This window comes from Methanohalobium sp. (genome assembly GCF_018609725.1).
Classification (GTDB): domain Archaea; phylum Halobacteriota; class Methanosarcinia; order Methanosarcinales; family Methanosarcinaceae; genus Methanohalobium.
The window spans coordinates 1-11,754 of record NZ_JAHENT010000128.1 but is presented as its reverse complement, the minus strand read 5'-3'; the positions used below and the strand labels follow the sequence as shown (position 1 = coordinate 11,754).

The following is an 11,754-nucleotide window of genomic DNA, read 5'->3' as shown; positions in this document are numbered from 1 at the left end:
TTGCTGTTGAAGCCATGAGAGATGCAGGAGAAGATTTTGCAATTGTAGACAACGGCGGAGATATTGCACTTATTAACGATAGACCTGCAACAATAGGAATATATGCTGGTACATCTGCCTTCAAGAATCTTGCTTTCAAAATGGAAACCAGAACTACTATTACCGGTGTATGTACTTCATCCGGAACAGTTGGTCCATCTATAAGTTTTGGAATGGCTGATGCAGCAATTGTATTTTCCGACAATGTATCTCTTGCAGATTCTGCTGCTACTGAACTGGGCAATGCTGTTACTGATGTGGGAAAGGAATTTGTCGAAAATTCATTCAGTGTGATTGAAAATATTCCCGATATAAAAGGTGCAGTTGTCATTCAGGGAGAACATTTGGGTTTTTGGGGTGAAGTTCCAGAAATGGTACATGCAAATATAGATTACGACTGTATTACAAAAGGCTGATGCATTTAATATATCCTGTCCTTAGAAAAAGAATATAAAAATGTTTCTATATATTGGCATATAACTTAAATCTAAATTTTAACTTGTATGTATACCAATCTTAAATCTAAAATTCTGATGAAAATATATAGCCTAAATTACAAAAGATTAATAACTATCACAAACAAAGTATAAATTGAGGTGGCTTTGAATGTCAAAATATAACAAAAGACATTATGAGCGTAAAGGTTCAAAAAAGGAAGAAGAGTTGGAAGAGAAACTAATTAATGAAAATCTTGATTCCTTTGAAAAGGTAGAAGAAGAAGGTGGTGAGCCACTTACCGAATCTGAATATGAGTATGAGTATGGACATGAACAGGAAGAATGATATCACAGTTGATGTTAAAATCGTTCCTGATGATAATTCAGAACAATCTGTAAATATTGAAAAAGGAACAACATATGAAGATTTACTCAAAAAACTTGATATTAATGAAGAATCAGTTATTGTTTTAAAAGATGGAAACGCCACTCCACTTGATGGTGTAGTCGAATCCGGAAAAATCCAAGTTTTAAAAATAACATCAGGTGGGTAAACCAAGAAAAATAGTATGTGAAGAAGGTTTACATCTTCGAACACATACTTTTTAGTTTATTAGTTGCTGACAAAGCCTCTTGATTCTTTTTCAGTATTTTTTGTTCGTAATGTTTGATAATGTCTTCAACAGGAGTAGTCAGTTCATAGATTTTGGTTGGTCTACCTTTGCCTGCTGTCTTTTTATTATAGATATTTATCCAGCTGTTATCACTCATTGTTCGCATGGCAACACTTACTTCCGGCTGTCTTAAACCGGTGCACATTTCAATTTCCTGTGATGATGCGCGTTTAACATTGGACAAATACGTCAGTGCAGTTGCTACATTGCGTGACATTCCAAGGCTTTTCAAAGTATCTATAAACTTATAGTCGTTCTCATCTAATATATTCACTTCAAAATCTTTCATTTATAAATAAACCCCCATTGTATAGGTACAAATATATTTATTTAAGAGTTTTAGTAAACCCCCGTCTACAATATTTATGTTGTTCATTATTATATTTAAACTTTTAGATTTTTATCTGTTTTAAAATTGCAGAATTAGTATTGAATAACAGATTCAATAATCTCTCCTCCTAAATATATTATTTCCCTTTTAAAAGATTCCATTGTATAAAAATCAACTATTTTTTCCCCATTAAAGATTTCATTTCCAATTTTTTTACCCAAAATATCGTCATAGCCGGGTTTTGACTTTAATATACATGTGCCGGGATAAATACACATATTTTGAAATGCCACATCCCTATCACCATCTATAATACCTATTACAGGAACTGCAAATCTATAAAATATATCTGCTGCAACTATTGTTGTATCATCACCTACTGTAACCGCCATATCTACCTTAAATGCTAAGTCAAAACAGTTATCAGCGTCATGATCAATTAAAACCGCTCTAAAACCGTCATTATTTCCAGTACTATTACATTTAACCAGTGGAGAATAATTACAGCTACGTCTTAACAAACCTGTTTTTATCCATGCATTTTCTATATCTACAGGTACTCTTCCATCATACTGATGAAGTTTTTCAACCCCATGTTGCTTTATAGTTCCGCCTTCAATTGATTTTATGAAACCGTTATCTACAACGATGGTTACTTTATTTGATTCAGATCTTCCTATTATGATTCCGTTTAAAAATATACACTCTCCGGGTGACACACCGGAAATCTCTCTTTTTATAGTTGAACCATTTTTATAAATACCAGAAGCAATATTTACCGGAGTTAAAATTTTTAAACCCAACAAATCAGATAGGGGTTTTGCATGGTTTGTAGAATTTTTTGTCCATGGAATTATTACCCCGCTACCCTGTGTTTCAATTTGTAAAACCGGTATTTTGGGATTATCCAATTTTTCTATCACCATGTTTCCAAAGATGTGACCATTATCAACAGATTTAGATTGGGTTAATAGATATACTATATCACAATTTTCGATTTTTTCCAGATGTCTGATACTTTGGCTTGGTTTCAAACACCCGTTTATATCAATCAGATTTTCAAAACCTGCATCAATGACTGCTGTTTTACCCATTGAACCCCCAAGTTGAGCGGTTAAATTATCATACATTGATGATAATTTATCCAGTATTAATTTAGCCTGTCCCGAATCTACAACTTCTGGACCATGAACAACTATTCCTATTTTCATAACTAACCATTTGATGCATTTATGTGTATATAACCTCTGATGGACTATACTGGGTTAACAAGGTTGTTATAAACAAAATATAAACCAACAATAAAAATACTCCTTCAGGCTGCTTTAACTCCCATTGAGTCCAGACAAACAACAAAAGGATTGCGCTGAGAAATATCATAAACGTCATAATTAAAAATAAATCAGTTCCAACAATACCAAGTGGTACCACCAGACCAGATAAACCCAATATTAGAAAAGTGTTTGTAATGTTAGAACCAATAACATTTCCAAGTATCAGATATCCATAACCTTTTTTAGCTGATGCTGCTGTGACCATAAGCTCTGGGAGGGATGTTCCCAGTGCCACCAGACTTATTCCAATAATTGTGTCAGAAACATTAAAAATATTGGCAAAATAAACAGCCTGCTGGATAAAATATCTTGCTCCAAGTATTACTGCAATACCACTGATGGATAAAATTACAAAAGATTTTAATAGTTTTTTATTATTTCTACCATTTATATCAGTTGATGTTGTAGGTTTCATTCTCTTTTTGATGGTTTTAAGATACTTGAACTTGATAGAATATCGTAGAAACTCTTCAATATACGATTTTTTGTCTGAATCATTAGACCTGTACGGATCCCATGAATAGAATATATACGATAGGTATAAAAATAGGAATATAATCGCTTCAAACCGGGAGATATTGTAATCCAGAGAAAAAATAAAAAATAGAATTACTGCAAAAAGCATAATGTAGCCGTCTTTTTTCAGTATTTTTCTATCGGTTTTTATATTTGCAAACAATACTGCAAACCCTACAACAAGTGCAATATTTGCAATATTTGACCCGATTATATTACCGATAACTACATCCTCTGCTTGCTGGAACACAGCTGCCATGGATGAAGCAAGTTCCGGTATGGATGTTCCTATTGATACAAGGGTCAACCCTATAACAAATTCTGAAACACCAAGCAGTTTTGCTATTGTGGAAGCATATTCAACAAAATAATCTGAACCTTTAACAAGAGATAATAAAGCAGTAATAAGTATTATCAGATTTAAAATCATGGGTTCCATATAAAGTGTTTTATTGAAGTTAGAGTGTATAAATAATAAACGCAATTGATATCAATAAATAACCCGTCAGCTACCAACGACTAAACAGGCTGTCCGACAATTCATTACTATCAATTTATTTTATTTATCAGTAAGATAAATGTAGATCAAAGATTAATTTATTTATTAATAGCATTTAACCATCAAAAAACCAGATACGGATGCTACCGCTTGATATAATAGAAACAGTTAGGATTGATGATTTTTGTTACTTGGTAGTTCTTTTTGTGAAAAAAATTCGCTTTGAAATTAATTGTCGGACAAGCTCTAAACTCGTTGGTTTCCTTTGACCCCTACACTCCTTTGTCATGAAAATACAGATTAGATAAGTATTTGATAAAAAAGAAAAATCAGGCTTTTTGCCCGACAAGGAACTTTATAAAATCCGAACTCAAATTCGTTTCTTTTTCCATCTTTTTCACAATTTCCTCTTCATCCATTCCTTTTTCTTTTAGTTCATCAATCTTTTTATAAACATTTCTGGAAACTTCAGAGTATTCATTGATATCTTTTCTATGTCCCCATACATCTCCTTCAAGAAGGTCAACACCCTGCATTTCCAGAAACATTTTTGCAGATTCAGATAGTGTTTTCTTATAGGAACTTGGCAGGTGCAATGCTTTAAGGTTCGGACATTTTGATACAATAGTAAATATGTCGGTGTTGGATGGTCTGAACGCAAGGTGCACTATTTCCTCACTTTCATCTAGATTTTCTATTTCATCTTTTGCACTAACTACTCGAATTTTCATAAATATCCCTTACTATATTGATTTTTACCGTGGTTTAATTTTTTTTAAACACGGTAATTAAAGTTATAAATGTTTTAGTTTTCATCATATAAGTATTATTTTGTTGTTTATACTGTGATAAAAGGTTTAAATTCCAAATACAGTTGAAGCTCCGCCGCAGATGTTCATACATGTATCGACTGATTCTTTTTGACGGGTGAGCATAGAATCAATATCAAAAGAAAAATCATCAATATAGGTTTCATTCGACAGCATGGCTGATATTATATCCTTGTTTATGTTGTTTATGTCATCATAAACAGTTTTTATGTAAATTGCATATTTATACAGTACTCTGAAAACATGTGGAGCATCCATCCCTACAAAATCGTATTTTTTATCAATATTCAACAATTTGCATTGAGAAGAGTCTGTATTTGTTATATTAAGCCAGTTTTTAATCAGGTTTCTGTTTTGCTGGGAGTTGTTCTCAAGTATGTCCAGTTCATCCTTGTATTCACCCATAAGCTCCAGTCTGGCATCACATATTGCAAGCTGTTCAAATTCTGCTTCCATCCAGTACAATTTTTGTAGTTGATATATCAATATCTCTGCACTTTTTATAATCGGCAAATTATCTACCCGACAACAGATTAATATAATTATTAATAAATCACTTGGTATAAGGGGTACCATTGACTAAATATAAAACGCTTAAAAATACAGGTGAATCCCGTAAAGATATAAAAAATTCTGTATTTCTGGGATATGCTGAACCGATAAATGGAGAAATAGAAGCCATAAAATTTATTGAAAAAATTAAAAACCATCATAAAGACGCAGACCATAATATTTCAGCATATATAATAAAAAACAGTAACGAACTCACTGTTAAATACGACGATGACGGCGAACCTGCTGGAAGTTCCGGAAAACCTGTTTATAAAGTTATGGACCTTAAAAGTATCCAGAATGCTGTAGTAGTTGTTTCACGTTATTTTGGAGGGATTAAGCTCGGGTTTGGCGGTCTTACACGGGCTTATAGAGAAACCGCAATTGAAGCTATAGAGAATGCTGGAATTACTAATATATGCAACAGAACTCAACTAAAAGTTCGTTTTGATTATTCATGCATAAAAGAAGTAAAACCTCTGATTGAACAGTACGGAAAAATAGATGAAGAACATTATTTTGATGTAGTAGAACTTATTACTGATATAAACGAGGAATTAACAAATGATTTTGTTCAGAAGTTAAAAAGCCTTACAAAAGATAAAGTAATCATCCAATATCTGTAAAAAAGGAATATAGAACAGTTTAAATTTACATTTTTAGCTCAAAGCATCCAAGACCGCTTCTCCAAATTGTTCTGCATAATCCGGTCCTTTACCGGTAATAATGTTTTCACAATTAACTACACCCTCGTTTTCATAACATGCTCCGCATTCTTTAACCTCATTTATACAGTCGGGATCATCGAATACTGTTACATTTTTGCCCTCCAGTATTCCGGATTTTGCAAGTACTACTGGAGATACACAAATTGCAGATACGATTTTGTCATCTTTATAGGCTTTGTTTACAAGCTCATGAAGTTGTTCATTGTCCCACAGATATTCTTTTGACCCAGAGCCTCCGGAAATAACAATAGCATCATAATCATCCATATCTGCATCTGATATTTTTATATCAAGTTTTGCAGTTCCACCCAGCATTCCAGTCGCAGGTTTTGTATCAGTACTTGCAACTGTAACATCTACCCCGTTGTTTTCAAAAACCTTTTTAGGTTCAAAAAATTCCTCATCTCTAAAATTTTCCTGTGCTATAACCATCAGTACCTTTTTTCCAGCCATTATTATCACCTCAATCTTTAATTCCTATTAACATGTAACATGAAAAATTCCAATTACTTTATTTTGCGTTTGTATCTTTTGATTGAAATCATTTATCGCTTCAGGTGTTTTCCTGTTTATAACCTCCACCCCTTTATCTTCAAGCATTTTTTCTGTTTCATCAAGAAGCTGGAGTACACCATTCTGACCGTTACCAACCACTACTGTATCAATGTTATCAAGATTTTTTAAATATTCCTTCATTTCTTCTTTACAGAGTTTATGTCCTGAACCATATTTATTTTTGGATATTTCTTTCATCCTTTTTTCAATTTTTTGAGGATAGATTATTACATCATACCCGTATTTTTTACCGTCAATTGTTATGCTTCCAAATTCTGTCCCATTGATTTTCATAAAACCCCTGAGTAAAATATTAATCATAATCTATATTTAAGAACTCTGCATACCAGCCCTCCAAGATAAACTTCCCTGTGCCATAAAGAATCGCAGGGAGCTTTGTTTTCAAATTCTTTGTTGCCAGATATAATCATAACAGAAACATCACCAAATTCTGATATTCTATTCCAGAATTTGATAGCTATATTACTGACCGAATCAGGGTCTTTTAACCTCAAACCAAATGGAGGATTGGATATAATAAAATAGGGTTTTCTTTCAGGTTCAATACCTTCTACATCTGAAAGACCAAATGTTGTTAAGTGGGATATACCAGCTTTTCTGGAATTTTGTTTTGCTTCTGCTATTGAGTTAGGAGAGTTATCAAAACCCATCAACGTAAGAGGTTTATTTATTTCGTTTTCAAGGAATTCGTTTTTAACTGAAAGATATTCATAACGGTTAAAAAAACTCAGGTTTTTAAAAGCAAAATCATCTCTGTGTTTTGCCGGTGATATATTATTGTACAAAAGTGCTGCTTCTATCAGAATTGTTCCTGTACCACACATGGGGTCTAACAAAGGTTCACCACTCCAACCTGAAAGGTGTATCAGACTATAAGCCACATTTGGATTCAGTGGTGCAGGATGTTTTGTATTACTTCTATAAAATCTTCTATGAAGACTTTCACCGGTTATATTTATGCCTACTATAAGTTCATTATGTCTTAAAAGGGCATATATTTCAACATCAGGACTGTCAAGATTTACTTCTAACCGATCTCCCCTTGTTTTTTCACACTGTCTATAACGGCCTGACCCACCTCACCAGCAACATCCATACTTGTAAATTCATGGTCACCGTGCCTTGCACCTGTAACACCGAAAGTTTTACCAGCAGGTATATACTGTGAGTAATCTATTTCTTTTGATATGTTATAAATGTCGTCAAAATTATGAATTCTACCTCTTACACACAATATTAAAAGTTTGAGAATGCTCCTTGATAACAGATTGATTTTATAAATGTCAAAAGAATTTCCATCAAAGAATATCTTTTCACGACCCTGTTCCACTTTTCTGCCTATAAGGGATTCTACTTCCTGTGCTGATACATCCTCAAAAACCAGAATTAACCGTTGCTACAAACGAATAACAGCAATCCAAATTATTACCCTTTACTTGATAAAGCAATACAAATAATAGTTATAAATGATATACGTTAAAGTATAAACCACTAATATTTGATATTAAAAATTAAAGGTCTCGGGACTGAAAGAACAGCCCATTTTTTGACCTTTACTTGTTCAATTTATCCACTAACAACTCTCTGACCTCTTTGGCATCTGCACGTCCACGGGTCTTTTTCATGACCTGACCTACAAGATAGTTCAGAGATTTTTCTTTACCAGCAAAATAGTCATTTACTGCCTGTTCATTTTCCTGTATGGTTTCAGTAACTGCTTTGCTGACAACGTCTTCTTCTACTTTAAGAAGTCCATTTTCCCTGACAATCTCGTCAGGTTTTCCGCCATAGTCCAGTATTTGCCTGATTACCTCTACTGCACTTTTTTCTGTTATTTTATCCTGAGTTACCATCTGTATAATACTTATCATATCCTCTACTTTGAAGGCATCCACTGTAAGTTCACGGTAGTTCAATTCACCTTTTAAAACATCAGCAACCCACGAAGCTGAGGTTTTTGGGTCTACCTCTTTTGCAACCTCTTCAAAGAACTCAGAAACCCGTATATCAGATGTCAGTGCTTTTGCATGCATTTCTGTCATTCCATATTGAGATAAGAAGCGCTCTCTTTTTGCATCAGGAAGTTCAGGTAGTGTCTTGGTAACCTTTGGTACTCTATCTGCCACCCTGAGAGGTGTTAAATCAGGCTCAGGGAAATACCGATAATCGTGTTCTGCTTCCTTTGAACGAAGTCCAACTGTACATCCCTTTTCTTCATCAAAATGACGGGTTTCCATTGTAACTTCCCCGCCGCGACGCATGATGTTCTTCTGGCGCATTATTTCATACAATAATGCCCTTTCTGCACCTTTATGAGACGAGATGTTTTTTACCTCTGTCCGTGAGCCACCCTGAAGGGAGATATTTGCGTCCACTCTCATTGCACCCTCAAGATTGCTATCAAAAACTTCCAGATATTCGATAATATTTCTCAGTTTGTCCAGAAATCTGCGTGATTCCTTTGGACTTCGTATATCTGGCTCGGTAACAATTTCAAGAAGTGCCATCCCTGAACGATTATAATCAATGAGTGTACCCTTTGATTTCTCAATATTGCCGATATGCATCATTCGACCCGGGTCTTCTTCCATGTGTGCACGTTTTATTCTGACTACATGTTCACCTTCATCACTTTCTATGACGATTTTACCGTCGTTTGCTATCGGGTAATCATATTGGGTTATCTGGAATCCTTTTGGCAGGTCGGGGTAAAAATAATTCTTCCTGTGGAACTGGGTCTGCTCAACAATATCACAGTTTAAAGCTAACCCCACTTTCATGGCTGATTCCACTGCTTTTTCATTGATTACAGGAAGAGAACCCGGAAGCCCGAGACAGACAGGACATGTATTGCTGTTGGGTTCAGAATTGTGATAATCTGTTGAGCAGGCACAAAACATTTTGCTGTTTAGTTTATTCAACTGGACATGAATTTCCAGACCTATTACAACTCCGTCAGGATTTTCTTCAGCCATTATTCCACCTCCCCGGGTCGTCCGGCATTATAATCAGTATTCTGTTCGAAACTATAAGCCGCCTGCAAAATTGTAGATTCATTGAAATGTTTACCTATTATCTGAAGTCCAATTGGTAATCCATCTGAAAATCCGCATGGGACTGAAATCGATGGTACACCTGCAAGATTTACAGGAACTGTATTAACATCTGCAAGGTAGAGTGATAATGGATCTTTTATCTTCTCACCCAGTTTAAAGGCTGTAGTGGGCATTGTAGGTGTCATAAGGACATCAACATTTGATAACGCATTTTCAAAATCCTGTTTTACAAGTGTGCGAACTTTGAGAGCTTTGAGATAATATTTGTCATAATACCCTGCAGAGAGTGCATAGGTACCGAGCAAAATCCTGCGCTGGACTTCTGTTCCAAATCCTTCAGCACGGGTTCTGGATGCCATCACATGCCAGTTATCACCATCCGCACGATATCCATATTGAGTACCGTCAAATCGTGCAAGGTTGGATGATGCTTCACTCATTGCAATAATATAGTAAGCTGAAAGCGCGTAGCTGGTATTGGGCATTGATACTTTTTCCCATGTAGCACCCATATCTTCGAATTTATTTATGGCGTTCCAGACCGATTCTTCAACTTCAGGGTCTATTCCTTCACCAAAATATTCTTCAGGAATACCGATTTTTAAACCATTTACATCATCTTTCAATGTATTCTGATAATTTGTTTTTTGGCTTACAGAGGTACTGTCACGGGTGTCATGTCCTCCAATGACATCCATCATTATTGCAACATCACTGACATTGTTTGCCAGTGGTCCTATTTGTTCAAGGGAATTGGCGTATGATATCAGTCCATACCTTGACACTGTACCATAGGTGGGTTTCAGTCCGACAACCCCACAATAGGAAGCAGGACATCTTACTGATCCACCAGTGTCAGAACCCAAAGAAACAGGTGCTTCATCAGAAGCTATTACAGCAGCACTTCCACCTGATGAACCTCCGGGCACTTTTCCAGTATCCCATGGGTTCAATGTGGGTCCATAACAACTGGTTTCAGTTGAAGTTCCCATTGCAAATTCATCCATGTTTGTTTTTCCAATTACAATAGCACCTTCACTTTTTAAACGCTCAACAACATGTGCATCATAGGGTGGAGTGTAGCCTTCTAAAATCCTTGAACAGCAGGTTGTTGGTATTCCGTCAGTGGAGATGTTATCTTTAACAGCAACAGGTACTCCAGCAAGAATGCCATCATGTCCGTTTTTATCAATATCTCTTGCTTCTTCCACTGCTTCATCATAAACGGTTGAGTATCCGTTTATTTTGCTTTTATTGATTTTTTCAAGATAGGAGTTCAAAACCTCTTCAGAAGAAGTTTTAGCAATTTCACTCTTGATTTTTGATATATTCATCGGCTCGCCCATTCTGAGTACCTCTCATTAGATTATCCTGTAGGATTTGAAATAACCCTCTTTTGAACTGGAAGTGTTTTCAAGTGCTTTATCCTGTGTCAGTGATTCTCTGGCAACATCTTCCCTGAATACATTAACCAGATCTATTACATGATAGGTTGGGGGGACATTTTCAGTATCAACTTCATCAAGCTGTTCAAAATGGTTTAAAACATCATTAAGCTGGGAAGCATATTCATCAGCATCGTTTTCATCGATTTCGATGCGTGCAAGCCATCCCACATGTTCTACATCTTCTTTTGTAATCATTATAATTCCTCGAAAACTGGATAAAATAACCGAATGTATCCTACTTTATTCATTTAAATGTAGATTAATAAAAACAAGTACCTTATATTAATTACTTATGGATTTTTAAACGAATATCAGGCATAAGCAAATTAAAAAATAAAAAATTAGGCATTCTGACGGCGTATAAGCGAATACATCTGTACCTTTTTAAGTCTTGCAAGATTCAAAATCGGCTGCATTTCCTTCTGGGTTAATTGTCTGGCTTTGATGTAACCCCTATCAACAGCTTCATTGAATATTTCATAACCCACACCTGAACGGGCAATAACTGTAGTACAGCCATCAGGAGAACCTATACCTCCAAATGATATATCTGCATTTTCTGATGCAAGATCTGTACAGAACCGGCATGAACTGCTTCTGTAACTGTCAAATTCACTAAGATTGTAACTTCTGACCTCATCCCCCATATAAAATTCGAATCTACCTTTGCGGATTTTCATTGAATCGATATCTTCAAGTTTCATTCCATGATTTTCAACAAATTCTTTTATACC

At 35.1% G+C, this 11,754-nt stretch carries 17 protein-coding genes; 4 read left to right on the top strand and 13 right to left on the bottom strand.

The genetic code is table 11. The features are described from left to right. The 3 genes from QZ276_RS08545 to QZ276_RS08535 all read left to right on the top strand — a co-directional run. The coding region (locus QZ276_RS08545; protein WP_292487124.1) for a UPF0280 family protein at window positions 1–455 on the top strand (455 nt) is incomplete at its 5' end. A gap of 190 nt (window positions 456–645) precedes the next feature. Continuing rightward, complete coding sequence (locus QZ276_RS08540) at window positions 646–822, top strand: hypothetical protein (RefSeq protein WP_292487123.1); 177 nt, start codon at window positions 646–648, stop codon at window positions 820–822. Further along, window positions 800–1,030, top strand: a complete 231-nt coding sequence (locus tag QZ276_RS08535) for a MoaD/ThiS family protein (RefSeq protein ID WP_292487120.1) — start codon at window positions 800–802, stop codon at window positions 1,028–1,030. The genes QZ276_RS08540 and QZ276_RS08535 overlap by 23 nt, the downstream gene beginning before the upstream one ends. 28 nt (window positions 1,031–1,058) lie before the next feature. On the opposite strand, the gene QZ276_RS08530 is transcribed toward QZ276_RS08535, so the two are convergent. The 5 genes from QZ276_RS08530 to QZ276_RS08510 all read right to left on the bottom strand — a co-directional run bounded on the left by QZ276_RS08530 (window position 1,059) and on the right by QZ276_RS08510 (window position 5,173). Then, window positions 1,059–1,439 (bottom strand): transcriptional regulator protein, encoded by a 381-nt coding sequence (locus tag QZ276_RS08530; RefSeq protein WP_292487118.1) that lies wholly within the window; start codon window positions 1,437–1,439, stop codon window positions 1,059–1,061. A 134-nt stretch (window positions 1,440–1,573) separates the two neighbouring features. Then, the gene (locus QZ276_RS08525) at window positions 1,574–2,692 is read right to left on the bottom strand and encodes a DUF2117 family protein (RefSeq protein WP_292487116.1); all 1,119 of its coding nucleotides are present in this window, start codon (window positions 2,690–2,692) and stop codon (window positions 1,574–1,576) included. 19 nt (window positions 2,693–2,711) lie between these two features. Next, entirely contained in the window at window positions 2,712–3,770 is a 1,059-nt protein-coding gene (locus QZ276_RS08520) for a calcium/sodium antiporter (RefSeq protein WP_292487114.1), read from the bottom strand. A 389-nt stretch (window positions 3,771–4,159) separates the two neighbouring features. Then, a complete protein-coding gene (locus QZ276_RS08515; RefSeq protein WP_292487113.1) occupies window positions 4,160–4,561 on the bottom strand; it encodes a DUF1699 family protein in 402 nt (133 codons plus the stop codon). A 126-nt stretch (window positions 4,562–4,687) separates the two neighbouring features. Continuing rightward, a complete protein-coding gene (locus tag QZ276_RS08510; RefSeq protein WP_292487111.1) occupies window positions 4,688–5,173 on the bottom strand; it encodes a hypothetical protein in 486 nt (161 codons plus the stop codon). Between the two features lie 62 nt (window positions 5,174–5,235). On the opposite strand from QZ276_RS08510, the gene QZ276_RS08505 reads away from it, so the two are divergent. Beyond that, window positions 5,236–5,838: a YigZ family protein gene (locus QZ276_RS08505; protein ID WP_292487108.1), complete on the top strand. Its 603-nt coding sequence runs from the start codon at window positions 5,236–5,238 to the stop codon at window positions 5,836–5,838. Window positions 5,839–5,871: 33 nt separating this feature from the next. On the opposite strand, the gene QZ276_RS08500 is transcribed toward QZ276_RS08505, so the two are convergent. From QZ276_RS08500 to QZ276_RS08465, 8 genes are all read right to left on the bottom strand, one after another. After that, window positions 5,872–6,393, bottom strand: coding sequence for a DJ-1/PfpI family protein (locus QZ276_RS08500; RefSeq protein ID WP_292487106.1), 522 nt, complete (start codon window positions 6,391–6,393; stop codon window positions 5,872–5,874). Window positions 6,394–6,420: 27 nt separating this feature from the next. Continuing rightward, the gene (locus tag QZ276_RS08495; protein ID WP_292487104.1) at window positions 6,421–6,789 is read right to left on the bottom strand and encodes an Mth938-like domain-containing protein; all 369 of its coding nucleotides are present in this window, start codon (window positions 6,787–6,789) and stop codon (window positions 6,421–6,423) included. Between the two features lie 23 nt (window positions 6,790–6,812). After that, entirely contained in the window at window positions 6,813–7,469 is a 657-nt protein-coding gene (locus QZ276_RS08490; RefSeq protein ID WP_292487127.1) for a hypothetical protein, read from the bottom strand. Between the two features lie 74 nt (window positions 7,470–7,543). Further along, window positions 7,544–7,858 (bottom strand): THUMP domain-containing protein, encoded by a 315-nt coding sequence (locus QZ276_RS08485; RefSeq protein ID WP_292487125.1) that lies wholly within the window; start codon window positions 7,856–7,858, stop codon window positions 7,544–7,546. Window positions 7,859–8,069: 211 nt separating this feature from the next. Next, a complete protein-coding gene (gene gatB / locus QZ276_RS08480) occupies window positions 8,070–9,491 on the bottom strand; it encodes an Asp-tRNA(Asn)/Glu-tRNA(Gln) amidotransferase subunit GatB (protein ID WP_292487103.1) in 1,422 nt (473 codons plus the stop codon). Further along, complete coding sequence (gatA, locus tag QZ276_RS08475) at window positions 9,491–10,918, bottom strand: Asp-tRNA(Asn)/Glu-tRNA(Gln) amidotransferase subunit GatA (RefSeq protein WP_292487101.1); 1,428 nt, start codon at window positions 10,916–10,918, stop codon at window positions 9,491–9,493. Before gatA ends, gatB begins: the two co-directional genes overlap by 1 nt. A 15-nt stretch (window positions 10,919–10,933) precedes the next feature. Further along, the gene (gatC, locus tag QZ276_RS08470; RefSeq protein WP_292487100.1) at window positions 10,934–11,215 is read right to left on the bottom strand and encodes an Asp-tRNA(Asn)/Glu-tRNA(Gln) amidotransferase subunit GatC; all 282 of its coding nucleotides are present in this window, start codon (window positions 11,213–11,215) and stop codon (window positions 10,934–10,936) included. 146 nt (window positions 11,216–11,361) lie between these two features. Next, on the bottom strand, window positions 11,362–11,754 hold a 393-nt coding region (locus QZ276_RS08465), incomplete at its 5' end, for a Coenzyme F420 hydrogenase/dehydrogenase, beta subunit C-terminal domain (protein ID WP_292487098.1).